At 55.6% G+C, this 26,991-nt stretch carries 21 protein-coding genes; 15 read left to right on the plus strand and 6 right to left on the minus strand.

What is annotated here, in order from left to right:
• Nucleotides 1-35: 35 nt before the first annotated feature.
• Nucleotides 36-2,459 (minus strand): glycerol-3-phosphate 1-O-acyltransferase PlsB, encoded by a 2,424-nt coding sequence (gene plsB / locus EDF82_RS22630; protein WP_123757737.1) that lies wholly within the window; start codon nucleotides 2,457-2,459, stop codon nucleotides 36-38.
• 129 nt (nucleotides 2,460-2,588) lie between these two features.
• Here plsB and EDF82_RS22635 point away from each other — a divergent pair, with 129 nt between their 5' ends.
• The 4 genes from EDF82_RS22635 to EDF82_RS22650 all read left to right on the plus strand — a co-directional run bounded on the left by EDF82_RS22635 (nucleotide 2,589) and on the right by EDF82_RS22650 (nucleotide 5,435).
• Nucleotides 2,589-2,957 (plus strand): diacylglycerol kinase, encoded by a 369-nt coding sequence (locus EDF82_RS22635; RefSeq protein WP_123757738.1) that lies wholly within the window; start codon nucleotides 2,589-2,591, stop codon nucleotides 2,955-2,957.
• A 137-nt stretch (nucleotides 2,958-3,094) separates the two neighbouring features.
• Nucleotides 3,095-3,703: a transcriptional repressor LexA gene (gene lexA / locus EDF82_RS22640; RefSeq protein WP_004856448.1), complete on the plus strand. Its 609-nt coding sequence runs from the start codon at nucleotides 3,095-3,097 to the stop codon at nucleotides 3,701-3,703.
• A 68-nt stretch (nucleotides 3,704-3,771) separates the two neighbouring features.
• A complete protein-coding gene (gene dinF / locus EDF82_RS22645; protein WP_123757739.1) occupies nucleotides 3,772-5,088 on the plus strand; it encodes an MATE family efflux transporter DinF in 1,317 nt (438 codons plus the stop codon).
• 137 nt (nucleotides 5,089-5,225) lie between these two features.
• A complete protein-coding gene (locus tag EDF82_RS22650) occupies nucleotides 5,226-5,435 on the plus strand; it encodes a CsbD family protein (RefSeq protein ID WP_123757969.1) in 210 nt (69 codons plus the stop codon).
• 92 nt (nucleotides 5,436-5,527) lie between these two features.
• On the opposite strand, the gene zur is transcribed toward EDF82_RS22650, so the two are convergent.
• On the minus strand, nucleotides 5,528-6,043 hold the full coding sequence (zur, locus tag EDF82_RS22655; protein ID WP_123757740.1) for a zinc uptake transcriptional repressor Zur: 516 nt from the start codon (nucleotides 6,041-6,043) through the stop codon (nucleotides 5,528-5,530).
• A gap of 114 nt (nucleotides 6,044-6,157) precedes the next feature.
• On the opposite strand from zur, the gene EDF82_RS22660 reads away from it, so the two are divergent.
• From EDF82_RS22660 to pspG, 3 genes are all read left to right on the plus strand, one after another.
• Nucleotides 6,158-6,646, plus strand: coding sequence for a cupin domain-containing protein (locus tag EDF82_RS22660; protein ID WP_123757741.1), 489 nt, complete (start codon nucleotides 6,158-6,160; stop codon nucleotides 6,644-6,646).
• A gap of 103 nt (nucleotides 6,647-6,749) precedes the next feature.
• On the plus strand, nucleotides 6,750-7,748 hold the full coding sequence (dusA, locus tag EDF82_RS22665; protein ID WP_123757742.1) for a tRNA dihydrouridine(20/20a) synthase DusA: 999 nt from the start codon (nucleotides 6,750-6,752) through the stop codon (nucleotides 7,746-7,748).
• Between the two features lie 142 nt (nucleotides 7,749-7,890).
• Nucleotides 7,891-8,133 carry an envelope stress response protein PspG gene (pspG, locus tag EDF82_RS22670; RefSeq protein ID WP_123757743.1) on the plus strand — a complete coding sequence of 81 codons (243 nt, stop codon included), beginning with the start codon at nucleotides 7,891-7,893 and terminating at the stop codon, nucleotides 8,131-8,133.
• A 418-nt stretch (nucleotides 8,134-8,551) separates the two neighbouring features.
• Here the strand turns inward: pspG and EDF82_RS22680 are convergent, their stop codons facing one another.
• The gene (locus EDF82_RS22680) at nucleotides 8,552-9,535 is read right to left on the minus strand and encodes a quinone oxidoreductase (RefSeq protein ID WP_123757745.1); all 984 of its coding nucleotides are present in this window, start codon (nucleotides 9,533-9,535) and stop codon (nucleotides 8,552-8,554) included.
• 66 nt (nucleotides 9,536-9,601) lie between these two features.
• Between EDF82_RS22680 and dnaB the strand changes: the two genes are divergently transcribed.
• From dnaB to EDF82_RS22705, 5 genes are all read left to right on the plus strand, one after another.
• Nucleotides 9,602-11,017 carry a replicative DNA helicase gene (dnaB, locus tag EDF82_RS22685; protein ID WP_123757746.1) on the plus strand — a complete coding sequence of 472 codons (1,416 nt, stop codon included), beginning with the start codon at nucleotides 9,602-9,604 and terminating at the stop codon, nucleotides 11,015-11,017.
• Between the two features lie 145 nt (nucleotides 11,018-11,162).
• Nucleotides 11,163-12,242 (plus strand): alanine racemase, encoded by a 1,080-nt coding sequence (gene alr / locus EDF82_RS22690; protein WP_123757747.1) that lies wholly within the window; start codon nucleotides 11,163-11,165, stop codon nucleotides 12,240-12,242.
• A gap of 196 nt (nucleotides 12,243-12,438) precedes the next feature.
• Complete coding sequence (gene tyrB / locus EDF82_RS22695; RefSeq protein WP_123757748.1) at nucleotides 12,439-13,632, plus strand: aromatic amino acid transaminase; 1,194 nt, start codon at nucleotides 12,439-12,441, stop codon at nucleotides 13,630-13,632.
• Between the two features lie 278 nt (nucleotides 13,633-13,910).
• On the plus strand, nucleotides 13,911-14,624 hold the full coding sequence (gene aphA / locus EDF82_RS22700; RefSeq protein WP_123757749.1) for an acid phosphatase AphA: 714 nt from the start codon (nucleotides 13,911-13,913) through the stop codon (nucleotides 14,622-14,624).
• A 302-nt stretch (nucleotides 14,625-14,926) separates the two neighbouring features.
• Entirely contained in the window at nucleotides 14,927-15,283 is a 357-nt protein-coding gene (locus tag EDF82_RS22705; protein WP_123757750.1) for an MmcQ/YjbR family DNA-binding protein, read from the plus strand.
• On the opposite strand, the gene uvrA is transcribed toward EDF82_RS22705, so the two are convergent.
• On the minus strand, nucleotides 15,284-18,109 hold the full coding sequence (uvrA, locus tag EDF82_RS22710) for an excinuclease ABC subunit UvrA (RefSeq protein WP_123757751.1): 2,826 nt from the start codon (nucleotides 18,107-18,109) through the stop codon (nucleotides 15,284-15,286).
• A gap of 255 nt (nucleotides 18,110-18,364) precedes the next feature.
• On the opposite strand from uvrA, the gene ssb1 reads away from it, so the two are divergent.
• Complete coding sequence (gene ssb1 / locus EDF82_RS22720) at nucleotides 18,365-18,892, plus strand: single-stranded DNA-binding protein SSB1 (protein WP_123757752.1); 528 nt, start codon at nucleotides 18,365-18,367, stop codon at nucleotides 18,890-18,892.
• A 90-nt stretch (nucleotides 18,893-18,982) separates the two neighbouring features.
• Here the strand turns inward: ssb1 and EDF82_RS22725 are convergent, their stop codons facing one another.
• A complete protein-coding gene (locus tag EDF82_RS22725; RefSeq protein WP_123757753.1) occupies nucleotides 18,983-20,551 on the minus strand; it encodes a lytic transglycosylase F in 1,569 nt (522 codons plus the stop codon).
• 640 nt (nucleotides 20,552-21,191) lie between these two features.
• On the opposite strand from EDF82_RS22725, the gene EDF82_RS22730 reads away from it, so the two are divergent.
• Nucleotides 21,192-23,459, plus strand: a complete 2,268-nt coding sequence (locus EDF82_RS22730; protein WP_123757970.1) for a TonB-dependent siderophore receptor — start codon at nucleotides 21,192-21,194, stop codon at nucleotides 23,457-23,459.
• Nucleotides 23,460-23,537: 78 nt separating this feature from the next.
• Here EDF82_RS22730 and EDF82_RS22735 read toward each other — a convergent pair whose 3' ends face one another.
• Nucleotides 23,538-23,888, minus strand: coding sequence for a helix-turn-helix transcriptional regulator (locus tag EDF82_RS22735; protein ID WP_123757754.1), 351 nt, complete (start codon nucleotides 23,886-23,888; stop codon nucleotides 23,538-23,540).
• A 598-nt stretch (nucleotides 23,889-24,486) separates the two neighbouring features.
• Here EDF82_RS22735 and bamA point away from each other — a divergent pair.
• Nucleotides 24,487-26,910 (plus strand): outer membrane protein assembly factor BamA, encoded by a 2,424-nt coding sequence (gene bamA / locus EDF82_RS22740; RefSeq protein ID WP_123757971.1) that lies wholly within the window; start codon nucleotides 24,487-24,489, stop codon nucleotides 26,908-26,910.
• Nucleotides 26,911-26,991: the final 81 nt, after the last annotated feature.

Here is a 26,991-nt window from a genome sequence, read left to right on the forward strand (position 1 = left end):
GCGCCAGCCGGGAAGAGAACATCCACGCTTAATCGTTACGCATCATCCTGGGTAACGCTTTCAATCGTCAAACGCACGTCCGACGTGATCAGCGCTGCCAGCATCTGGTAGACCTTCAGCGTTTCTTCCGGCTCGGCATCGCCGGTATCACTGATATAGCCTTCGTCACGCAGCGTCAGCACGAGCGTACTGAATACCGCTTTATCGAAGAACTCCGGTGCGTTGATACCGTGCAGAACTGACAGACGTTGCGCTACTGTCCGGCTCTCTTTCTCCAGCGAACTGCGGTTGATCGACGGGTTCGCGCTCAGCAGCCAGAAGGTAATGGCATAACGCTGGAGCGTTTCACGCGCGCCTGCGGCCAGCAGCTGCAGGGAACGAGAATGAGACGGGTTGATACTGATCTCATCGTCTTTCAGGACAATCAGCCCCTGACGCTGCATTTCCGCCGTCAGCGCATCAAGCACGCCCGCCAGCTCGGATTTCTCCCAGCGCAGGAACAGCTCGGCCTTCAGCAGCGGATAGAACATCTCAACATGACGCAGCACTTCCGCACGGCTAATACGACGATGCTGAGTGATAATCGCCGCCAGCAGCGACGGCAGCATCAGCATATGCGCGATGTTGTTGCGGTAGTAAGTCATCAGCACCGCCTGCTCGCGCGGCAGAATGATGATGTCGCCGATGGTGTCTTTCTCGACTTCGAACTTGTTCATCTTCAGCGCGTGGTCGATAAGCTCGCTGGCGGTAGCCGCCGGCGTGGTCGCGTCCGGGGAGTACGGGACGTTACGCAGCAGATCGAGGTAGCATTCCAGCTGTTGCGTCAGCTGTTCGCGGGTCAGTGAACGCTGACGAGAGGCCAGCAACGCGGTGCAGCACAGGTTCATGGCGTTCGCCGCGCCGGCGTTGTTGATGCGTACCATCAGATCGGAGGCAATGTTGTTCACCGTCGGCGTCAGCCACGATGGGCGTACCGCCTCAATCGGGTCGATGGATTCGCGCCATTCCGGAACGTGCTGGTTCAGGTAGGTCATCAGCGGCAGCGGTTCACCGAAGTTCACATAGCCCTGACCGAGGTTACGCAGCTTGCTCAGACCACGGAGCATCTGTGGCAGACTCTCTTTTTCTTTGGTCGCGCCGCGCAGCTCTTTGGCGTAGGTTCCCACTTCCATGACGTGCTCGTAGCCGATGTAGATCGGTACCAGCGTAATCGGACGAGTCCCACCGCGCAGCATCGCCTGGATGGTCATCGACAGGGTGCCGGTTTTCGGATCCAGCAGACGGCCGGTACGGGAACGCCCGCCCTCCACGAAGTACTCAACCGAGTAACCACGGCTGAACAGCTCGCCGAGATATTCGCGGAACACCGTGGAATAGAGCTTATTGCCCTTAAAGGTACGGCGAATAAAGAAAGCGCCACCACGACGGAAAATCGGGCCTGCTGGCCAGAAGTTCAGGTTGATACCGGCGGCGATGTGCGGCGGAACCAGACCCTGGTGATACAGCACGTAGGAGAGCAGCAGGTAGTCCATATGGCTACGGTGGCACGGCACGTAGACAATTTCGTGACCTTCATGCGCCAGCTGACGCACGCGCTCGGCGTTATGGACATTGATCCCCTGATACAGGCGGTTCCAGGTAAACCCGAGCACGCGGTCGGTCAGGCGAATCATCTCGTAGGAGAAGTTAGCCGCGATCTCTTCCATCAGCGCGACGGCGTTCTGCTGCGCTTTCTCGTGGGAGATTTTCTTGCTGCGGGCTTCATCTTCCACCGCGCGGGCGATGGCTTTTGAGGCCAGCAGCTTGTTGAACAGGTCCTGACGCGCGGGCAGGCGCGGGCCGACGGCCGCCAGACGCTGACGGGCGAAGTGCATACGCGCGACACGTGCCAGTTTCTGGGCGATAATTTTATCGGTACCGTGCTCGGTAGCCATTCTGCGCAGCGACACCGGCGGGGAGAAGCGGACAAAGCTGTCACGTCCCAGCCACAGCACGGCGAAGAACTTCTGAATGCCGTTGAGCATGCGCAGCGGCGGGTTCACTTCGCCTTTCTCACGTCCTGGCGCGCGGCCGAACATCACCGACACCGGCACCATTTGCACGTCCAGGTCAGGATGGTTACGGTGCAGATCCAGGTAGTCGTGGAACAGCTTGATGGACTCTTCTTTCGGCGTGTAATAGGTGAATACACGCGGGCCGCCGTGGATGAAGACGTAGCGCGGCAGCAGAGCGCCGTCGATTTCCAGCGGTTCGAGCGGGTCAGGTAAATCATGCTCGAGGCACTGGGCACGCAGCGTCAGCAGGTCTGCCTTCGAGTTATAAGGCAGGACATACATAATAGGACGCGAGGTATCCAGCCCTAATTCCTGAGCAGGTTCTGCGGGAATAGACTTGCTTTTTACCAGCACCCGTAATGGTAAATTCAGTAATTTATAGTAAATTCGTTGCCAGCCGGACATAAACGATGTGAAGCCTCTGGTTAATCATGCAAATGCGCGGCAAGAATAACAGAAAGCGCGCAAAATTTCCGTTGCCACACGGCAAACGCGTACACTCATTGACGTCATTTACATAAAAAGGTTCTTTTGATGGCCAATAATACCACTGGGTTAACCCGAATTATTAAAGCGGCAGGTTATTCCTGGAAAGGGTTCCGTGCGGCATGGATAAATGAGGCCGCCTTTCGTCAGGAAGGCGTCGCCGCGATTATTGCCGTGGCGATCGCCTGCTGGCTGGACGTTGACGCTATCACCCGTGTGCTGCTGATAGGCTCGGTCCTGTTAGTGATGATAGTCGAAATTATTAATAGCGCGATTGAGGCGGTGGTGGACCGTATTGGCCCGGAACACCATGAACTGTCAGGGCGCGCGAAAGATATGGGGTCCGCGGCGGTACTGTTGGCTATCGCGATCGCGCTGATCACCTGGGGGCTTTTGCTGTGGGCGCATTACCATTAATTCGTCGCCAGGCGTGATGGGCGATCGGCTGCGCAAAAATGGAAAGTATCTCCTGATTTTTGTGTGAAATTTGATTCCAAAATCACCGTTAACTGTATATACTCACAGCATAACTGTATATACACCCAGGGGGCGGGATGAAAGCGTTAACGACCAGGCAGCAAGAGGTGTTTGATCTCATTCGGGATCATATCAGCCAGACGGGCATGCCGCCGACGCGTGCGGAAATTGCTCAGCGCTTGGGGTTCCGTTCTCCAAACGCGGCGGAAGAGCACCTGAAAGCGCTGGCCCGTAAAGGCGCAATCGAGATTATCTCTGGTGCCTCCCGCGGTATTCGTCTGCTGACGGAAGAAGAACCCGGTCTGCCGCTGATCGGCCGCGTGGCCGCCGGTGAGCCGCTGCTGGCTCAGCAGCATATCGAAGGCCATTTCCAGGTCGACCCGGCGATGTTCAAGCCGAATGCCGATTTCCTGCTGCGCGTTAGCGGTATGTCGATGAAAGACATCGGTATCCTCGACGGCGATCTGCTGGCAGTGCATAAAACGCAGGATGTGCGTAACGGCCAGGTTGTCGTGGCGCGTATCGACGAAGAAGTGACGGTTAAACGCCTTAAAAAACAGGGCAACATCGTCGAACTCCTGCCAGAAAACAGCGAGTTTTCACCGATCGTGGTGAACCTGCGCGAACAAAATTTCACTATTGAAGGGCTGGCCGTTGGCGTGATCCGCAACGGAGAGTGGCTGTAACACCTTCACCACGCAGCATCGTCTGATGGATGATGCTGCGCTGTCTTCTCTCAGTCAGGCTCTTTCTTATGCTCTTTCACGCCGCTGATAAAGCCCTGTGGCGCCTGGCGCTACCCATGATTTTCTCCAATATCACCGTCCCGCTGCTGGGGCTGGTTGATACCGCCGTTATCGGCCACCTCGACAGCCCGGTTTATCTCGGCGGCGTCGCGGTGGGTGCCACGGCCACCAGTTTCCTTTTCATGCTGCTGCTTTTCCTGCGGATGAGCACCACCGGGCTGACGGCTCAGGCCTTTGGCGCAAAAGACCCCCTCCGTCTGGCGCGGGCGCTGGTGCAGCCATTGGGGCTGGCCTTAGGGGCCGGCCTGCTGATCGTCCTGTTCCGGGCACCGCTGATCGACCTGGCGTTGCATATCGTGGGCGGCAATCAGGCGGTGCTGGAACAGGCACAGCGCTTTCTGGATATTCGCTGGCTGAGCGCGCCGGCCTCGCTGGCAAACCTGGTGCTGCTTGGCTGGCTGCTGGGCGTGCAGTATGCCCGTGCGCCGGTGATCCTGCTGGTGGTCGGCAACCTGCTGAATATTGTCCTTGACCTGTGGCTGGTGATGGGCCTGCACATGAACGTGCAGGGGGCCGCGCTGGCGACGGTGGTCGCCGAATACGCCACCTTTATCATCGGGCTATTGATGGCAAGGCACGTGCTGGTGCTGCGTGGCGTGTCCTTCAGCATACTGAAGAACGCCTGGCGCGGGGATGTACGACGGCTGCTGGCATTAAACCGCGATATCATGCTGCGCTCCTTACTGCTGCAGCTGTGCTTCGGGGCGGTGACCGTTTTCGGGGCTCGTCTCGGGGGCGATATCGTCGCCGTTAACGCCCTCCTGATGACCATGCTGACCTTCACCGCCTATGCGCTGGATGGGTTTGCCTACGCCGTCGAAGCCCATTCCGGGCAGGCCTATGGCGCGCGCGATGGCAGCCAGCTGCTTGAGGTCTGGCGGGCAGCCTGCCGTCAGTCGGGGATGGTGGCGCTGATATTTGCGGCGATCTACGCCGTGGCGGGGCCGTACATTATCGCGCTGTTAACCTCGATCCCCTCGCTGCAGCAGCTGGCCGACCGCTATCTGATCTGGCAGGTAATTCTGCCGGTAATTGGCGTGTGGTGCTATTTGCTGGATGGCATGTTTATCGGGGCGACCCGGGGAGCTGAGATGCGTAACAGCATGGCGGTGGCGGCGGCAGGGTTTGCCCTGACGCTGTTGACGCTACCGGTTCTCGGTAACCACGGACTGTGGCTGGCGCTGGCGGTCTTCCTTGCGCTGCGCGGCCTGTCGTTGGCGCTGATCTGGCGGCGACACTGGCAGCGCGGCACCTGGTTTTCATAATGGTTTTGTCGCGGTTTTTGTCGTGTAGATGGTTAAAGATTCCGAATAATAAATTAAACCCAGAATTCTTAACTATAGTTAACATTATGTCCGGCACGCAGCGGGCTGTTAACCCACCGAACGATGAGGACTGAATGATGAACAAAGACGAAATCGGCGGTAACTGGAAACAGTTGAAAGGTAAAGCGAAAGAACAATGGGGTAAGCTCACCGATGATGACATGACGGTCATTGAAGGTAAGCGTGACCAGCTGGTAGGTAAAATCCAGGAACGTTATGGATTTGCCAAAGATCAGGCCGAGAAAGAAGTGTCTGACTGGGAACGTAAAAACGGCCACCGCTGGTAGCGGGGCGCATCAGTGTTCTGACCCTTTGTTATTGCCTGCCCGTGCGGTACACGGAGGTACCGACAACCCTGATTCCCGCTCTGGCGCAAGCCTCAGCGGGCTTTCTTTTTAATCAGAATCGTGTGGTCATGCTGGCAGTGCCCCGGCGTACTACAGGCTTCGACTTCGACGCAGCCGGCACACAGACCATGTGCTTCAATCACGTTATGACGCAGCGCGAAGCCCATTCTGGCAGCCAGGGTATGCATAATATCTTCCAGCCCTTCGGCACACTCTTCTTTCACCACGCCGCAGCGATCGCAGATAAACATCGCGGAGGTATGGGTCGGCTGATCGATCAGATGGCACAGCACGTAACTGTTGGTTGATTCCACCTTATGCACGAATCCCTGCTCAAGCAGAAACTCCAGCGCACGATACACCGTAGGCGGTTTAGCCTGCGGCTCTTTATCGCGGAGCAGGTCGAGCAGATCGTAGGCGCTAATCGCCCCTTGCTGCAGGCTCATCAGGCGCAATACTTCCAGGCGCTGGGGAGTCAGGCGCACGCCGCGCTGTGCACAGAGCTTTTCAGCATGCGCTAACAATTCTTGCGAAGTGGTCTTATTCATGAGCATCCTCTGGCCGCCCGAGTGTGAAGTTGTTACTTTATCACGATCCAGGCAAAACGCCGAGAACCGGTAGCTTGTGCTATACCTGATGCATCTCATTTTCGGGAGAAAACGATGAAACGACCTGATTGCATTCGACATTGGCATGAACTCGAAGGGCCCGATGACGCCACTTATCCCAATAACCCAGAACGTTTTTCCATTGGTGCGCCGCTGGCGCGTGGGTTACGGCTGAACCGGCTGGGGATCCATCATGAGCGTTTACCGCCAGGCCGTCGGACTTCTTATCCCCACGCAGAAAGTGATGAAGAAGAGTTTATCTACGTGCTGGAGGGATATCCTGAAGTCTGGATTAACGGCTATCTGTGGAAGCTGGAGCCTGGGGACAGTGTCGGGTTTCCTGCCGGCACCGGCGTATGCCATACCTTCCTGAATAACACCGAACAGGAGGTACGCCTGTTGGTGGTGGGCGAGGCGAACAAAAAATTCAATCGCATCTATTACCCGCTTAACCCGGAGTATGCCGCGACGCGTCAGGATCGTTGGGTCGATCATCCGCCGCAATTTTTCGGCCCTCACGACGGCAAACCGCGCAGGAGATAGCCCGTGTCTCAGGTGCAAAGCGCCCGCGGTGGCGCTATGCGCCTGTGCTGTATCTTTGTGCTATAGTAGCGCCCCTTTTTACCCGGATGCCTGTTTATTCGCCATGATGCCAGAATCAACTTCTCACGTTTTTGCCGCCCACCGTTTTTCCATTGCGCCGATGCTCGACTGGACAGACAGGCACTGCCGTTACTTCCTGCGTCTGCTGTCGCGGCAAACGCTGCTGTATACCGAAATGGTCACCACCGGGGCGATTATTCACGGCAAAGGCGACTATCTGGCCTATAGCGAAGAAGAGCATCCACTGGCACTGCAGCTGGGCGGTAGCGATCCGGCGGCGCTGGCGCAGTGCGCAAAACTGGCACAAGCCCGCGGCTACGATGAGATCAACCTGAACGTTGGCTGCCCGTCCGACCGCGTGCAGAACGGCATGTTTGGCGCCTGCCTGATGGGTAATGCCCAACTGGTAGCCGACTGTATTAAAGCGATGCGTGATGTGGTGTCGATTCCGGTGACGGTAAAAACCCGTATCGGCATCGATGACCAGGACAGCTATGAATTCCTGTGTGATTTCATCGATACCGTCTCCGGGAAGGGCGAGTGCGAGATGTTCATCATCCACGCTCGTAAAGCCTGGCTCTCTGGCCTGAGCCCGAAAGAAAACCGTGAGATCCCACCGCTGGATTACCCGCGCGTGTATCAGCTGAAGCGCGACTTCCCGCATCTGACCATGGCGATCAACGGTGGTATTAAATCGCTGGAAGAGGCGAAACAGCATCTGGCGCATATGGATGGCGTGATGGTAGGGCGTGAGGCTTATCAGAACCCGGGGATCCTGGCGTCAGTCGATCGCGAAATCTTTGGCGGTGATGGCGCCGATGCCGATCCGGTCGCGGTGGTGCGCGCGATGTACCCGTACATCGAACGTGAGCTGAGCAACGGGACCTACCTGGGCCATATTACCCGCCATATGTTGGGCCTGTTCCAGGGGATCCCGGGTGCACGCCAGTGGCGTCGCTACCTGAGCGAGAATGCGCACAAAGCCGGCGCCGATATCAATGTGCTGGAACACGCGCTGAAACTGGTTGCCGATAAGCGTTAAGTTTTCACTAAAACCTGGTCAAATTCACCATGCCCTGCATAAACCATGCGGGGCATTTTTCTTTATATTCAATGTGTTATGTTTGGCATGATTTTTGTAATACCCAAAGAAGTTGCATAGACATTTCTTTGGGGAGAAGACGATGCTGGAACTCTTATTCGTTATAGGCTTTTTTGTCATGTTGTTGGTCACCGGCGTGTCGTTACTGGGGATTATCGCCGCCATCGTGGTCGCGACCGCGCTGATGTTCGTGGGTGGGCTGTTTGCATTAATGATTAAACTGCTGCCGTGGCTACTGCTGGCGGTTGTCGTGGTATGGGTGATTCGGGCGATAAAATCGCCTGCTGACAACCGTTATCGCGGGAATAACCGTTGGCGTTACTAAGGTATTGAGCGGTGTATCACAACCTGAAGATTTTTGCATAAAACAGCGTAGGCTTTGCCTATTAAATCTGTCACTATTAGCGCGTTAATGAATTCATCGCGCTGTACCCTACATACAGCCGAACAAAAAAAAGTAAGGGCTTCCCAGGTGGAAGCCCTAAACTTTTGTCCCTCTCCCGTCATACTTCAGACTACAGGGGCGTTGGCTGCCTCGTTATTCGGCTCATCCATGAGCCTCACCCTTATCAGGGCCGCTGCTCGCAGCGTTCAAATCTGTTCCAGACAGATTTGTCACCCCAGTCGCTGACTGTTGTCAGCTCCCGGGGATTCGTTCTCTTGCCGCCTGCCTGTAGCCCGAATGATTTAGGGAGAGTCTCCCGTCGTTCGCCTTCAAACGACAAACTACTGAAGTGAAGGACTTACGGCAGCAGCAGGCTTGAGCCTTCGGTCACTCGGCTTTCCAGCACCTCATGCGCGCGTCGGGCATCGGTCAGGGCATATTTCTGGCTGTCCGCCACGTCAACGTTAATCGCGCCGCTGGCAATCAGTGAAAACAGCTCGCGGCTGGCTTGCTCCAGCTCTTCACGATTGGTGATATAGCCTTGCAGAGAAGGGCGGGTTACGAACAGCGAACCTTTCTGGTTGAGGATCCCCAGGTTTACCCCGGTGACCGGGCCAGATGAGTTGCCAAAGCTGACCATCAGCCCCCGGCGCTGCAGACAATCAAGAGACGCTTCCCAGGTATCTTTGCCCACGGAATCGTAGACCACATGGACTTTTTTCCCTTCGGTTATCTCCTTCAGGCGCTCAACGATATTCTCTTCACGATAGTTAATCACCTGCCAGGCCCCGGCCTGCTTCGCCCGCTGCGCTTTTTGCGCGCTGCCGACGGTACCAATCAGTTTTGCGCCCAGCGCCTTCGCCCACTGGCAGGCAATCAGCCCGACGCCGCCGGCGGCAGCGTGGAACAGGAACGGCTCTCCGGGTTTGATATCGTAGGTTTTACGCAGCAGATAATAGACGGTCAGCCCTTTCAAAAACGAGGCGGCGGCCTGCTCAAAGGAGATCGCGTCCGGTAACAGGGCCGCTTTGTCCGCCGGGACGTTATGCACGGAACTGTAGGCGCCGAGGGCCGATTGCGCGTAGACCACGCGGTCGCCCTGCCGGATATGGGTCACGGCGCGGCCCACTTTGGTCACCACGCCTGCGGCTTCGGTGCCCAGTCCGCTCGGCAGGGACGGCGGCGGATAGAGACCGCTGCGAATATAGGTGTCGATATAGTTAATACCGATGGCTTTGTTTTCTACCTGGATTTCGTTTTCACCAGGCTCTGCGGGGGTAAACTCCACCGCGTTAAGCACTTCCGGGCCACCATGTTTGTGGAATTCAATGCGCGTTGCCATGCTCCCTCCGTAAGAAAAATATGGTAATCTTTCGACCCACTCTTTATCTCGGTAACTCCATTCACTATGGCAGGAAATAAACCCTTCAACAAACCACAGACTGAACCCCGTGAGCGCGATTATCAGGTCGCCGGGTTGAAAGTACCGCCGCACTCGATTGAAGCGGAACAGTCGGTGTTGGGCGGTTTAATGCTGGACAACGAGCGCTGGGACGACGTTGCCGAGCGTGTGGTGGCGGAAGATTTCTACACCCGTCCGCACCGCCATATCTTTATTGAGATGGCGCGCCTGCAGGAAACGGGCAGCCCGATTGACCTGATTACGCTGGCGGAATCGCTGGAGCGTCAGGGTCAACTGGACAGCGTCGGGGGCTTTGCCTATCTGGCTGAGCTGTCGAAAAACACGCCAAGTGCGGCGAACATCAGCGCTTATGCGGATATCGTACGCGAACGTGCAGTTGTCCGTGAGATGATCTCGGTCGCCAATGAAATCGCTGAAGCGGGCTTCGATCCGCAGGGCCGCACCAGTGAAGACCTGCTTGATCTGGCGGAGTCCCGGGTATTCAAAATTGCGGAAAGCCGCGCCAACAAAGACGAAGGCCCGAAAAATATCGCCGATGTCCTTGATGCGACCGTAGCGCGTATCGAGCAGCTGTTCCAGCAGCCGCATGACGGCGTCACCGGGGTGAATACCGGCTATGACGATCTGAACAAAAAGACCGCCGGCCTGCAGCCGTCGGATCTGATTATCGTCGCTGCCCGTCCTTCAATGGGTAAGACGACATTTGCGATGAACCTCGTTGAAAATGCGGCGATGTTGCAGGATAAACCGGTACTCATTTTCAGTCTTGAGATGCCATCAGAGCAGATCATGATGCGTTCTCTGGCGTCGCTGTCGCGGGTCGATCAGACCCGTATTCGTACCGGCCAGCTGGATGATGAAGACTGGGCACGTATCTCCGGCACGCTGGGCATTCTGCTGGAAAAACGCAATATCTATATCGATGACTCCTCCGGCCTGACGCCGACGGAAGTGCGCTCCCGTGCGCGACGTATCGCCCGTGAACACGGCGGTATTGGGCTTATCATGATCGACTACCTGCAGCTGATGCGCGTGCCGTCGCTCTCCGATAACCGTACCCTGGAAATCGCGGAAATTTCCCGTTCACTGAAGGCGCTGGCGAAAGAGCTTCAGGTGCCGGTGGTGGCGCTGTCGCAGCTTAACCGATCGCTGGAGCAACGTGCTGATAAACGCCCGGTAAACTCCGATTTGCGTGAATCAGGTTCCATCGAGCAGGATGCCGACTTAATCATGTTTATCTACCGTGATGAGGTCTATCACGAGAACAGCGACTTGAAAGGCATCGCGGAAATTATTATTGGTAAACAGCGTAACGGCCCCATCGGGACAGTACGTCTGACGTTTAATGGTCAGTGGTCGCGCTTCGACAACTATGCTGGGCCACAATACGACGACGAATAAATCTCCGTCATCCTTCATGCCGCAGATGCGTTGACTACGCCTGTTCACCCCGGTCACCTAGTTTACTAAGCTCCCGGGAATTCTCAGGCTTGTCGCCTTCCTGCAACACGAATGATTTAGGAGATTCTTTTATTAAGGAATTCAAATGCAAGCGGCAACTGTAGTCATTAACCGCCGCGCTCTGCGACACAACCTGCAACGTCTACGTGAGCTGGCGCCCGCCAGCAAGCTGGTTGCAGTCGTGAAAGCGAACGCTTACGGACACGGTCTTCTTGAGACCGCGCGAACGCTCCCTGATGCCGATGCTTTTGGCGTCGCCCGTCTCGAAGAGGCTCTGCGCCTGCGCGCCGGTGGCATCACCCAGCCGGTCCTGCTGCTGGAAGGTTTTTTTGATGCCGCCGATCTGCCGGTGATTTCCGCACAACAGCTACAAACCGCAGTACACAGCCTGGAACAACTGGAAGCGCTGGAGCAGGCCGAACTGCCTGAGCCGGTCACCGTCTGGATGAAGCTGGATACCGGGATGCATCGCCTGGGCGTATTGCCGGAACAAGCACAAGCGTTCTGGCAGCGTCTGAGCCAATGCAAAAACGTGCGCCAGCCGGTCAATGTGGTCAGCCACTTTGCGCGCGCCGACGAACCTGAGTGCGGCGCCACCGAACGGCAGCTGGATATTTTCACCACCTTCACCGAAGGCAAGCCTGGCCTGCGCTCCATTGCGGCGTCGGGCGGGATCCTGCTGTGGCCGCAGTCGCATTTCGACTGGGTGCGCCCGGGCATTATTTTATACGGCGTCTCGCCGCTGGATAGCCCGTCTACCGGCGCGGATTTTGGCTGTCAGCCGGTGATGTCGCTGACCTCAAGCCTGATTGCCGTGCGCGACCATAAAGCGGGTGAGCCGGTAGGTTACGGCGGCACCTGGGTCAGCGAACGTGACACGCGTCTTGGCGTGGTGGCGATGGGTTACGGCGACGGTTACCCGCGGGCGGCGGCCTCCGGCACACCGGTGCTGGTAAACGGTCGCGAAGTGCCGATTGTCGGGCGTGTAGCGATGGACATGATTTGCGTCGACCTGGGCCCAGAGGCACAGGACAAATCCGGCGATCCGGTGGTGCTGTGGGGCGAAGGCCTGCCGGTTGAACGCATCGCCGCGCTTACGAAAGTGAGTGCTTACGAACTTATTACGCGCCTGACCTCCAGAGTCTCGATGAAGTTCGTAGATTAATTAGGGATTAATGGCCCCAAGGTGGGCGATCCGATAGCCCGGCTCAGGCGTTGACGCCGCAAGCCGGGGAAACTGACCGCCCGCACCGCGCTCGCACACGCTCGTCGTCGACTATCGACCAACATCCTCTCGATCTTCTGTTGCTTCCGGTTTATTGTGTTATTTCCTGCCTCTCGTAAACCCGGAGAAACATCGCGTGTTTCAACAAGTTGACGCCTACGCTGGCGACCCTATTCTCTCCTTAATGGAGCGTTTCAAAGAAGATCCACGTAGTGACAAAGTAAACCTGAGCATCGGCCTGTATTACAACGAAGACGGGATTATCCCGCAGCTCCAGGCGGTTGCTGAAGCGGAAGCGCGCCTTAACGCACAGCCGCACGGCGCCTCGTTGTACCTGCCGATGGAAGGGCTGAATGCCTATCGCAATGCCATCGCTCCGCTGCTGTTTGGCGCGGAACATCCGGTACTGCAACAGCAGCGCGTCGCTGCCATCCAGACGCTGGGCGGCTCCGGCGCATTGAAAGTCGGCGCCGATTTCCTGAAACGCTACTTCCCGGGCTCCCGCGTATGGGTCAGTGACCCGACCTGGGAAAACCACATTGCCATATTTGAAGGGGCTGGCTTCGAAGTAAGTACTTACCCTTGGTTTGATAGCGAAACCAACGGCGTGCGTTTTGACGCGCTGCTGGAAAAACTGCAAACGTTGCCAGAACGTGACATCGTGCTGCTGCATCCGTGCTGTCATAACCCGACCGGCGCCGATTTGAACCATGCTCAGTGGGATCAGATCGCGGACGTACTGAAAGCGCGCAACCTGATTCCGTTCCTCGATATCGCCTATCAGGGCTTTGGCGCGGGCATGGACGATGATGCCTACGCGATCCGCACGATTGCCAGCACCGGCATGCCGATGCTGGTCAGCAACTCCTTCTCGAAAATTTTCTCGCTGTACGGCGAGCGCGTTGGCGGGCTGTCGGTGGTCTGCGAAGACTCAGATACCGCTAACCGCGTGCTGGGGCAGCTGAAGGCGACCGTGCGTCGCAACTACTCCAGCCCGCCGAACTTTGGCGCCCAGGTGGTTGCGATGGTGCTGAATGACGCCGAGCTGAAAGCCAGCTGGCTGGCCGAAGTCGAAGCGATGCGCACCCGTATTCTGGCGATGCGTCAGGAGCTGGTGAACGTCCTGAAAGAGGCGGTGCCGGATGTGAGTTTCGACTACCTGCTGAAGCAGCGCGGCATGTTCAGCTATACCGGCCTGAGCGCAGCACAGGTTGACCGTCTGCGCGAAGAGTTTGGCGTGTATCTGATTTCCAGCGGCCGCATGTGCGTCGCGGGTCTCAATTCACGCAACGTGCAGCGCGTGGCGAAAGCGTTCTCCGCCGTGATTTAACGCCCCGCCAGTTCATTGCCCTTTCCGGCCTGATGGAAGGGGCAATGCCCTTCATGAAGTGTGATCATTCTCTTTTTCTATGACATATAAGCAGATAATCCTTTGCATCAATAGATGTCGGGGTTAAGGTCATAGCATATTGCTAAGCAGCCACATGATTGAAAACTATAACGATTAGGTTGTTTTGACACACACAATCATTCAAGTCATGCCGTAATGCGAGCCCGGTGAACTGCGTGGCAGTCGCTTGAAGGATGACGCCTGAAGGGATAATAAATATGCGCAAGATGACGCTGGCCTTGTCGGCCATTTGCTTACTGTTCACGCTAAACGGCAGCGTTATGGCTCAAGCCTCAACGCCCCAGCCGCTGTCAACCGGCACTAACGTCGCTAAACTCGCTGAACAAGCCCCCATCCACTGGGTCTCCGTGGCGCAAATTGAAAACAGCCTGTTAGGCCGTGAGCCGTTTGCCGTCGGGTTTGATATTGACGATACCGTCCTCTTTTCCAGCCCGGGCTTCTGGCGCGGGCAGAAAACCTTTTCCCCCGGTAACGATGATTACCTGAAAAACCCTGAGTTCTGGGAAAAAATGAACAATGGCTGGGATGAGTTCAGTATGCCGAAAGAAGTGGCGCGCCATCTCATTGCCATGCATGTGAAACGCGGCGATCGCATTTACTTCGTCACCGGCCGCAGCCAGACCAAAACCGAAACCGTCTCAAAAACGCTGCAGGATGATTTCCTGATCCCGGCGGCCAACATGAACCCGGTGATCTTTGCCGGCGACAAGCCGGGCCAGAATACCAAAACGCAATGGCTGAAAGAGAAGAACATCAAGGTCTTCTACGGCGATTCCGATAATGATATCTCCGCCGCGCGTGAGGCGGGTGCCCGCGGCATTCGCGTACTGCGCGCGTCAAACTCTTCGTATAAACCGTTGCCGATGGCCGGGGCGCTGGGCGAAGAAGTGGTGGTCAATTCTGAGTACTGACGGTCGGATTCGGTAACAGCAGATCGCACAGAACACGGCAGCGCATAAGCTGCCGTTTTTTTGTACAAAAAAGCGGGTGGGGAGGTTTTACCTTTTCGCTTATTGCTGCACACTTAGAAGGACTCATTCGCGACAGGAATCATTGGGGTCGCATCCGTCAATGCTGACGTCAGGCTCAACATCTCCACGCGTCACCTGACACACTGCCTCTGCTGCGCCAGCACGCCATTGCCAGACCAGGGGAACATCGTATTCACGGCGCTTAGCGGCAGAATGTCGCGACGCCAACGGGGGAATCACAGATGACAATTTCGGATTTATTGCTGTACTGCATGGCGAAACCGGGCGCGGAGCAAAGCGTGCACAGCGACTGGAAGGCCACGCAGATTAAGGTGTCGGACGTGCTGTTTGCGCTGGTGAAAGAGGTGGAAGATAAGCGACCGGCGGTCTCGCTGAAAGCCAGCCCTGAACTTGCCGAACTGTTGCGGGAGCAGCACGTTGATATCCGCCCCAGCAGACATCTGAATAAAGCCCACTGGAGTACGGTATTTCTCGACGGCGCGCTGCCGGACTCACAAATCTACTATCTGGTCGATGCCTCATATCAGCAGGCAGTCCGGCTGCTGTCGGAACCGACCCGACAGCAGCTTTCACGCTGATTAACCCAGTAAAGGTTTAAGGAAGCGCGCCGTGTGTGATGTCTCGCACCCGGCCACGGTCTCTGGCGTGCCGGAGACGAGGATTTCACCGCCGCCGCTACCACCTTCGGGACCGAGGTCAACGATCCAGTCAGCGGTTTTGATGACATCCAGGTTGTGCTCAATCACCACGATGGTGTTGCCCTGATCGCGCAGCTGATGCAGTACGTCCAGCAGCTGTTGGATATCCGCAAAGTGCAGGCCGGTGGTGGGCTCATCGAGAATATACAGCGTCTGACCCGTACCGCGTTTGGACAGCTCGCGCGCCAGCTTCACACGCTGGGCTTCGCCACCGGAGAGCGTGGTGGCCGACTGGCCTAGGCGGATATAGGTCAGGCCGACGTCCATCAGCGTTTGCAGCTTACGCGCCAGCGCCGGTACGGCATCGAAGAACTCGCGTGCTTCTTCAATGGTCATATCCAGCACTTCATGGATGGTCTTGCCTTTGTATTTAATCTCCAGCGTTTCACGGTTATAGCGTTTGCCTTTGCACTGGTCGCACGGCACGTAAATGTCCGGCAGGAAGTGCATTTCGACTTTAATCACGCCATCGCCCTGGCAGGCTTCGCAGCGCCCGCCGCGAACGTTAAAGCTGAAGCGCCCAGGCGTGTAGCCACGTGAACGTGATTCCGGCACGCCGGCAAACAGCTCACGAACCGGCGTGAAGACCCCGGTGTAGGTGGCCGGGTTCGAACGCGGCGTCCGGCCAATCGGGCTTTGGTCGATATCGATAACTTTATCGAAGTGTTCCAGGCCCTGCACATCGCGATAGGGCGCAGGTTCAACGATGGTCGCGCCGTTAAGCTGGCGCTGGGCAATCGGGAACAGGGTGTCGTTGATCAGCGTCGATTTACCCGAGCCGGAGACCCCGGTAATACAGGTAAACAGCCCTACCGGCAGCGTCAGGGTCACGTCTTTCAGGTTGTTGCCGCGGGCGCCGGTGAGTTTCAGCACTTTTTCCGGGTCGGCCGGCACGCGCTGCTTCGGCACTTCAATTTTGCGTTTGCCGCTCATGTACTGGCCGGTCAGGGATTCCGGGACCGCCATGATCGCCTCCAGCGTCCCTTCCGCCACCACCTGACCGCCGTGAACCCCGGCGCCAGGGCCGATATCGATCACGTGGTCCGCGGCGCGGATGGCGTCTTCGTCATGCTCGACGACAATCACCGTATTCCCGAGATTACGCAGATGAACCAGCGTCCCGAGCAGGCGCTCGTTATCACGCTGATGCAGGCCGATGGAGGGCTCATCCAGTACGTACATCACCCCCACCAGACCGGCGCCAATCTGGCTGGCCAGGCGAATACGCTGGGCTTCACCGCCGGAGAGCGTTTCAGCCGAACGGGAGAGCGTCAGGTAGTTCAGGCCGACGTTGACGAGGAACTTCAGGCGGTCGCCGATCTCTTTCAGCACTTTTTCGGCGATTTGCGCCCGCTGGCCGGAGAGCTTCAGGTTAGTGAAGAAATCCATCGCATGACCAATGCTCATATCGGAAATGGTCGGCAGCGGCGTGTTTTCGACGAACACATGACGGGCTTCGCGACGCAGACGGGTACCGTTACAGCTGGTGCACGGACGATTGCTGATAAACTTCGCCAGCTCTTCACGCACCGCGCTGGATTCCGTCTCTTTGTAGCGGCGCTCCATATTATGCAGCACGCCTTCGAACGGATGGCGGCGTACCGAGGTGTCGCCCCGGTCGTTCATGTATTTAAACTCGATATTCTCTTTGCCTGAGCCATACAAAATGACTTTTTGCACGTCGGCACCGAGGGTTCCCCAGGGGGCTTCGATATCGAATTTATAGTGTTCTGCCAGCGATTTCAGCATCTGGAAGTAGTAAAAGTTACGCCGATCCCAGCCGCGGATCGCGCCGCCGGCCAGCGACAGTTCGACGTTCTGAATTACGCGCTCAGGATCGAAGTACTGCTGGACGCCCAGGCCGTCGCAGGTCGGGCAGGCCCCCGCCGGGTTGTTGAATGAAAACAGGCGCGGTTCCAGTTCACGCATGCTGTAGCCGCAAATCGGACAGGCGAAGTTGGCGGAAAACAGCAGCTCTTCCGCTTTGGCGTCGTCCATATTGGCGACAATCGCGGTGCCGCCGGAGAGATCGAGGGCGGTTTCGAAAGATTCGGCCAGACGTTGCGAAAGGTCGTCACGCACTTTAAAGCGGTCGATAACCACTTCGATGGTGTGTTTCTTTTGCAGCTCCAGCTTAGGCGGATCCGAGAGATCGCAGACTTCGCCGTCGATCCTCGCTCGGATATAGCCCTGACTGGCGAGGTTTTCCAGCGTTTTGGTGTGCTCACCTTTACGCTCTTTAATAATCGGCGCCAGCAGCATCAGGCGTTGGCCTTCCGGCTGAGAGAGCACGTTATCGACCATCTGGCTGACGGTTTGCGCCGCCAGAGGGACATCGTGATCCGGGCAGCGCGGCTCACCGACGCGCGCGTAAAGCAGACGCAGATAGTCGTGAATTTCGGTGATGGTGCCGACCGTGGAGCGCGGGTTATGGGACGTTGATTTCTGTTCGATGGAAATCGCAGGCGACAGCCCTTCAATATGATCGACGTCCGGTTTCTCCATCAGCGACAGAAACTGGCGCGCATAGGCAGAAAGCGATTCAACGTAACGGCGCTGTCCTTCGGCATACAGCGTGTCGAAAGCCAGTGATGATTTGCCTGATCCTGACAGCCCGGTAACGACAATCAGCTTGTCGCGTGGGATGACGAGGTTGATGTTTTTGAGATTATGGGTGCGGGCGCCCCGAACTTCGATCTTATCCATTCACCTTTCCCGGTAGGTAGATACACGGACTGCCTGGTTTGCATAAAGAACAAACGGCGGAAACGGCTAATTATGGCACAATCAGACCTGTTTTAATATACAGTATTGGAACGGTAGTTGGTCTACGCAATGAAAAATTGCAGGTCGATGAGATGTTTAGTGGATTCCGCCGCGCAGCTATCAAAATGCCCCTTTGTAGTGTTAGAATTACCGGTTTACACTTATTAAGAAACAACCCATTCAGGAGATTCGATCATGGCCAGCAGAGGCGTAAACAAGGTGATTCTCGTCGGTAATCTGGGGCAGGACCCGGAAGTACGCTACATGCCAAGTGGCGGCGCAGTCGCCAACGTCACGCTGGCGACTTCCGAATCCTGGCGCGATAAGCAGACCGGTGAAATGAAAGAGCAGACTGAATGGCACCGTGTGGTGCTGTTCGGCAAACTGGCTGAAGTCGCTGGTGAATACCTGCGTAAAGGCTCGCAGGTTTACATTGAAGGTCAGCTGCGTACCCGTAAATGGACCGATCAGTCCGGTGCAGAGAAGTACACCACAGAGGTTGTGGTCAACGTCGGTGGCACCATGCAGATGCTGGGCGGCCGTCAGGGCGGTGGCGCTCCGGCAGCGGGTGGCCAGCAGCAGGGCGGTTGGGGTCAGCCTCAGCAGCCGCAGGGTGGCAGCAACCAGTTCAGCGGCGGCGCGCAGTCTCGTCCGCAGCAGCAGGCTCCGGCCGCACCGTCTAACGAACCGCCGATGGATTTCGATGACGACATCCCGTTCTGAGGCCAGCCTTAGTCGCGGTTGTTAGCAAATGATAAAAAGCCCCGTTTTTCGGGGCTTTTTTATGCCTGTCGATCGCTCATCTGTCCCGACTTACTGCGTGGCAGGCGTAGCAGGCGTAGCAGGCGTGGCCTTGGCCTTCGCGTCTGCGTCCACAGGGCTGGCTTTCGCGGTGGCCTGCTGCTTACGTGCCATCTCATCGATGATCAGCCGGTAGGCAATGTAGTACTTATAGATATTGCTGACGTAGGTCACGGTCTCGGAACCGATCTTTTCCGCGGCCAGATACTCGACGTTGCCAAACCAGATATTAGGGTCAAAACCGCGTTTTTGGGTCTCGGTTCGTAAGCGGGCGATCCGCGCCGGGCCGGCGTTATAAGAGGCGAACGAAAAGAGCGCCTTATCGAGTTTTGTCATCGGCTCGTCGCCATAATAACGATCGATCATCCAGCGCATATATTTCACCCCGGCATGGATATTGGGATCCAGCTTATTGATATCCCCGACCTTGAGCTCTTTGCCGGTCCGCGGCATCACCTGCATCACTCCGATGGCGCCGACGTGGCTGCGCACCGACTGATTCAGGCGTGACTCCTGATAGCCCTGTGCCGCCATTAACAGCCAGTCAACGTCATACTCATCGCCATATTTACGGAAGATCTCCACCATGGCTAAAAATTTACGTCGCTCCTTCTGGGCGGCGGCGTTTTTGACATATTTCGCGTCTTTCAGGTAGCGCAGCAGAATGGTATTGCCCAGCCTGCTGCCCTGACCGTTCGCTTTGATAAAGCTATTCAGCGAGGCGAGAAGCTGAGGGCTGTTCTTACGTACCGCCCAACCGATGTTGGCATTGTCGCGCAGCACAATATCCTTGTGGACCTGAATGTTGGGGAAAACCTGCTGCCAGAACAACGCGATATGGCGGTCAACGACGGTCAGCGGAATCAGGCCGGCGTTGAGCATTTCAATCAGATCCTCATCCTCGAGCGATTCCGGAACGGTTTCGATAATCACCGGAGGCTGCGAAGCTTTGGCAAAGCGCGCGTTGAGGGCCACCAGGCTCTGGTAATAGCTGGAGGACTGGCGCACATAGACCTTCTTACCGGAAAGCTGATCGAGGCTACTCACCGCCGGGGTTCCCGGGGCGCTCAGCAGCAGCTCCTGGACGTTGGAGTAAACCGGCGCGGTGAAGTCCGCCAGCTGTTTGCGCTCATCGGTCATGGTGAGATTGGTGGCGATAATATCGCCCTTGCCGGCTTCGAGCTCGCTGAAAAGCCGGTCACGGGCCACGGGAACAAAGACAATGCGCACTTTCAGATGGCGATGCTTGAGCTTCTGCTCTTTCATCAATTGTTGATTAAGGCTGCGCTCGTACTCGATAAAAATATCGTGCGTTGCCCCGCGCTGGGTGCCTTTGTCGATAAAGAAAAAGGTTTTGCTGTAGGTGGTTAATACCCGGATCACCCGCCGGTCGAGCATGCCGGGTAAATCGCCTTTCCAGGGCTTCAGCATCTCTTCCGTATGGACTTCCAGCGTCTCTCGTTCCTCATCGGACGGTGGTTTCTTTTCCGCAGGCGCCGCATAAACCACGGCGGTGAACAGCAGGGTCGCAAGGCAGGTAAAGCAGACGCTAGCGTATCGGGAAAACGAGAGGATGTTCATGGAGTGACGCTCCGCAGATGCATCCTTTTATTTTAGCCAACTCTGCGCCGTTAGCCTGTTCCTTTACCCGATAAAATGTAGGGGATCTGCGTACTGTCCCTGACATATATCCCGCTGCGCTGGGATATATTTTCGACCAACAATATACGATGCTTATGGTGATTAAATAAGGGATAAGCGTATTAAGAGCTATTAATCATTGTGAAGACAATATGAGTAAATAATGTTGATATTGTGAGGGTGTTATTCATTTTATTAATTTAATAACTCTGTGGGTTATTTTTATCGTTTTCTATCCTGTTGTTTTACCGCATTAATCTAAAAATGGCAGGGTTATTTAATATTATCAACTTGATAATGAATCTCATTTTTAATAACGTGATAAAGCACAATAATCATATTCAGGGCTGATCGGAAAACGCTATCTAAGAATAGTGCGGAACGCGTATTTCTTCATTTTTGATAAGGCGAAAATTTATATTCTGGCCGCAGGCTATTGCTATCCCGTTCATTGACCGGGAGGGGCTGCGCTACGCCGGAACCAGGCAGTCAGTGCTACGCATGGAAATGATGACCGTTGTTTATCTGAATGATGGAAGCGCCGCGCCCCGGCAGCAACAAAGAAAACAGGGCATATTTCATGAAACAATACTCAAACTACTCGTTGGCCGTGCTCATTCACGCGGCTATCTGGGGAGTGGTGTTACCTGCGCAGGCCGCCGATAGCAGCACCTCAAAAGAGACGAAGACCGCCAGTACCTCCACCGCTGCGCCAGAGAACGAAGAGACCATGGTGGTCACCGCCGCCAAACAGACCTTACAGGCTCCTGGCGTATCAACGCTGACCGCCGATGAGATCCGTAAACACCCGCCAGCCCGCGATATTTCAGAACTTATTCGCACCCTGCCAGGGGTGAACCTCACCGGTAACTCAACCAGCGGCCAGCGTGGCAACAACCGACAAATCGATATTCGCGGCATGGGGCCTGAAAATACCTTAATCCTGATCGACGGTAAGCCGGTCACCAGCCGCAACTCGGTGCGCTATGGCTGGCGTGGCGATCGGGATACTCGCGGCGATACCGGCTGGGTGCCGGCGGAGATGATCGATCACATTGACGTGGTGCGCGGCCCGGCGGCGGCACGCTATGGCAACGGCGCCATGGGGGGGGTAGTGAATATCATCACCAAACCGGTGAATAACGAATGGCATGGTTCCTGGAACACCTACATGAATGCGCCTCAGCATCGCAAAGAGGGGTCGACCAAACGCACCAACTTCAGCCTTGAAGGACCGATGTCGGACAGCGTCAGTTTTAATTTATGGGGCAACCTGAGTAAGACTCAGGCCGACGCCCAGGACATTAACTCGGGTCATGAGGCCGATCGTACCGGCACCTACGCCGGCTCTTACCCGGCCGGGCGCGAAGGGGTGGTTAATAAGGATATCCACGGCAAGGTGCGCTGGGAGTTTGCGCCGATGCAGGCGCTGGAGTTCGAAACCGGCTACAGCCGTCAGGGCAACCTCTATGCGGGGGATACGCAGAACACCAACACTAGTACGCTGGTGAAAAGCATGTACGGCAAAGAGACCAACCGGATTTACCGGCAGACCTACGGCATCACCTGGACCGGCGGCTGGGATAACGGCGTGACCAGTAACAGCTATGCGCAGTACGAACATACGCGCAACTCGCGGATGAATGAAGGGCTGGCGGGGGGCACCGAAGGGATCTTCTCCAGCAATGAATTCTCGGATATCGATCTCGCGGATGTGTTGTTGCACAGCGAGGTCAACATACCGTTTACGCTGGGGTTCGAGCAGAACCTGACGCTGGGCACCGAATGGAACCAGCAGCGGATGAAAGATGGCACCTCGACGTCGCAGTCGCTCTCTTACGGTTCAATCGACGGCATTTCGACGTCCGGGCGTACGCCTTACAGCAGCGCTGAAATTTTCTCGCTGTTTACCGAAGACAATATCGCGCTGACCGACAGCACCATGCTGACGCCGGCCCTGCGCTTCGACCACCACAGCATCGTCGGGAATAACTGGAGCCCATCGCTGAACTTGTCCCAGGGGCTGAGCGATGACTGGACTCTGAAACTCGGCATTGCACGCGCCTATAAAGCGCCGAACCTCTATCAGCTCAACCCCAACTACATTCTGTACAGCAACGGCCAGGGGTGCTACGCCAGCAGCTCTGCCTGCTATCTGATGGGTAACAGCGACCTGAAGGCCGAGACCAGCGTCAACAAAGAGATTGGCATTGAGTACAAGCACGAAGGCTATCAGGCCGGGATCACCTGGTTCCGTAACGACTACCACAATAAAATTGAGTCCGGGTATTCGGCCGTCGGCACGGCCAGCAACGGGACCACCAATATCTACCAGTGGGAGAACGTTCCTAAAGCGCTGGTAGAGGGGCTGGAAGGGTCGTTAAATGTGCCGGTAGGCGACACGGTCAACTGGAGCAACAACCTGACCTGGATGCTGCAAAGCAAGAACAAAACCACCGGTGACCGACTGTCGGTGATCCCGGAGTTTACCCTTAACTCGACGCTGAGCTGGCAGGTTCGCGAGGACTTCTCGCTGCAAAGCACCTTTACCTGGTACGGACGCCAGAAACCAAAACGCTTCAATTACAAAGGCGAGCCGGTGTCGGGTAGCGAGCTGAACGAGCTGAGCCCGTACAGCATCGTCGGGATGAGCGCGACCTGGGATGTGAACAAAAACCTCAGCCTGACCAGCGGCATCGATAACCTCTTTGATATTCGCCACTATCGTGCCGGGAATGCGCAAACCACCGGGAACGCCACCACCGGAGCCTATTTATACGGTGCCGGGGCTGAAACCTATAATGAGTCCGGACGGACGTTCTATGTCAGCGTAAATACCCATTTCTAATCGTTGACCGCCAGGCCGGGAAGGTGACAGCTCCCGGCCTGTTATTTCCATCCCCGAACGTGTCATCTGCAGATGACATCAGGATTGCAAACAAATATGCCGGCGAAATTGTGTCGGGGTCACCGAATAATATTTCTTAAATGTCCGGTTAAATGCACTGAGGTCTTCGTATCCGGCCATAATGCAAATATCCACAATGCGAAATTCGGGTTGTCTTTGTAATAAATCACGGCATAACAACATCCGCTGCTGTCGAATATACTCCATCGGTGACATGTTAAAATGATGGCGAAACAGACGGAAAAGGTGCCACTCTGAGTACCCGGAAAATACGCTTAGCGCGTTCACGGTGAGTTTTTTCTCGAGGTTGTTTTTTATCCAGCGCACCAGCTCGTTCAGGACGGACTGCTGGATCTCATTTTTACGCATGATGCATGCTCATTCGGGACTGCGGCCCCTGCGCCACAGGGTAAGCGGCGGCGGGTAGCCTGGTAAATGCCTCACCTTCCATGGTAAGGCGCCACTACTTTTCTATTAGATACAACAATTGGCTTGCTGTGATGCTCCCATTAGCCTCTGACACTTTATTCTGTGAATTTGAGGAAAATATGAAGGATTCATACAAATTATCTCTTTGATATAGTGTGGGAATGACCGTGACTTCTGCATAATTTATTCAAGATCTCTTCATTTTAATTTCGGTTTTTCAGGGTAAATTGCCCCTGTTCCTGGTTTATTCCAGAGGGCATCATTCCTAACAAGATCATTTCCCCCTTTCATCCCATTTAGAAAGGGGGCTTTTTGTTTTATAAATTACAAAAGTCATAGTGATATTTATTCTGTCCGTAAGGTGTTGCTCTGACTGCGGCGGCAGAACGAAGTTCCGTTAATTTTTTATTTTTTCACCATTCTCTAACATCCATTTTTTCTCCATTGTTTCACCATAATGACGTGTAATTCTGCGCCGTACTTACGCAAATCCCAGCAGAATTCTGCTATCGCCAAATATCTCTTAGACAAAACGTCCATGCTAAAGAAAACTAATATTATTGTCGGGCTATTACTTTCGCCATTTACGCTTTACGCATCAACCACCTATACCGTTGATGATATTCGTTTTGAGGGGTTGCAGCGCGTTACCGTCGGGGCAGCGCTCTTAAGCATGCCGATCCATACCGGAGAACCGGTTTCTAATGATGATATTAGCGAATCGGTGCGTGCGTTATATGCCAGCGGTAACTTTGAGAATGTGCAGATCCTGCGCGATGGCAGCACGCTGGTGGTGCAGGTGAAGGAGCGGCCGACGATTGCGAAGCTCAGCTTTTCAGGCAACAAATCAGTTAAGGATGATGCCCTGAAAGATAACCTGGCAGCCAGCGGGATCACCGAGGGAAGCGCGCTGGACCGCAACGCGATCAGTGAGATAGAAAAAGGGCTGCAGGATTTCTACTACAGCGTCGGGAAATACAGTGCCCAGGTTCATGCGGTCGTCACGCCGCTGCCGCGTAATCGCGTCGATTTAAAATTTGTGTTTCAGGAAGGGATCTCCGCAACGATTGCCCAGATTAATATCATTGGCAACCACGCGTTTTCTGAGGAGACGCTGCTGGACCAGCTGCAGTTGCGGGACCATATTCCGTGGTGGAACGTGGTCGGCGACAAAAAATACCAGAAGCAAAAAATGGAAGCCGACCTTGAGGCTCTGCGCAGCTATTATCTCGATCGTGGCTATGCACGCTTTACCATTAATTCCAGCCAGGTCAGCATCACCCCGGATAAAAAATCACTGTACCTCACGGTCAATATTTCCGAAGGCGAACGCTATAAGGTCACTCGTACCATCGTCAGTGGTGAAATGGCCACCCATGGCCAGGAAATAGAAGCGTTAGCGCAGCCTTTGTCCGGCACATGGTATAGCGGGGCAGGTATTACCGGCGTTGAAAATAGTATCAAAAAGCGCTTTGGCAAATACGGCTATGCCTGGCCACAGGTGACGACGAGTCCGGAAATCGATGATGCCCAAAAGAGCGTGATCCTGCACATTAACGTTGATGCCGGGCGTCGTTATTCCGTACGCCAGATCCGTTTCACCGGGAATGACACCTCGCGTGATGCCGTCCTGCGTCGTGAGATGCGGCAAATGGAAGGCGCGTGGCTCAACGACGAGAAAGTCCAGCAGGGCAAAGAGCGGCTGGATCGCACCGGTTATTTTGAGACGGTGGATAAAAGTATCGTACCGGTATCCGGCAGTCCGGATCAGGTCGATGTAGTCTATAAAGTGAAGGAGCGTAATACCGGGTCGTTTAACGTCGGTCTGGGTTACGGTACCGACAGCGGTATCAGCTATCAGCTTGGCGTGACTCAGGATAACTGGTTGGGCACCGGCAACAGCGTCACGTTTAACGGGACGCGCAGCAGCTATCAGTCCTACCTTGAGCTGGGCATGACCGACCCCTATTTTACCGTGGATGGCGTAAGCCTCGGCGGCAAAATTTTCTATAACAGCTATGACGCCTCCGACGCGGATACCGGGAGTTATAACCAGCAAAGCTACGGGCTGGGCAGCAGCCTTGGTTTCCCCATTAGCGAAAATAACTCGCTGAGCCTCGGCCTGGATTATGTCCATAACAAGCTGACTAATATGGAACCGGAGCTGACAACGTGGAATTACCTGAATTCACGCGGTATTTATCCGAATGTGGTCACAGAAGACGGCAACAGCGGGGCTGAATTTAGCGCCAACGACTTCTTTGTCAGTCTGGGGTGGGGCTACAATAACCTCGACCGTGGGTTTTTCCCCCGCGCCGGGAATAAAAGCAGCCTGAGCGGAAAAGTCACCGTACCGGGTTCCGATAACAGCTATTACAAAATCACTCTCGATACCACGCAGTATGTACCGCTTGATGAGGGGAAAAACTGGGTCTGGATGGAGCATCTGAAAGCGGGCTATGCCGGCGGCCTGAACGGCAATACGGTACCGTTTTACGACAGCTTCTACGCCGGAGGCTCAACTTCGGTGCGTGGCTTCTCTTCCAACACCATTGGCCCGAAAGCGGCTTATTATAACTGCAGTGGCTCTGAAAGCAGCTATAGCAGCTGCCCGTTGGACAGCTCTACCGATGCAGTGGGCGGCAATGCCGTGGTCGTACTCAACAGTGAATTCATTATTCCGACACCGTTTATCAACGATAAATATGCCGACAGTTTACGCACTTCGCTGTTTGTCGATGCGGGCACGGTCTGGAGTACGACCTGGAAAAATACCGCCCAGACAGAGGCGGCCGGGCTCCTGGATTATAGCGATCCGATGCATATCCGGATGTCGGCGGGGATTGCGGTACAGTGGATGTCACCATTAGGCCCGCTGGTATTCTCGTGGGCTGAACCCTTCAAAAAATACAGCGGTGATGAGACCGAGCAATTCCAGTTTAATATCGGGAAAACCTGGTAAAGGGCTACCGGCGACACGGTGGGCCAGGGAAGGCCCGTCGTCTACGCTCATGAGCACCGGGTGCTGACAGGATCTTATTTG

This window comes from Klebsiella sp. BIGb0399 (assembly GCF_003752615.1).
GTDB lineage: Bacteria > Pseudomonadota > Gammaproteobacteria > Enterobacterales > Enterobacteriaceae > Klebsiella > Klebsiella lignicola.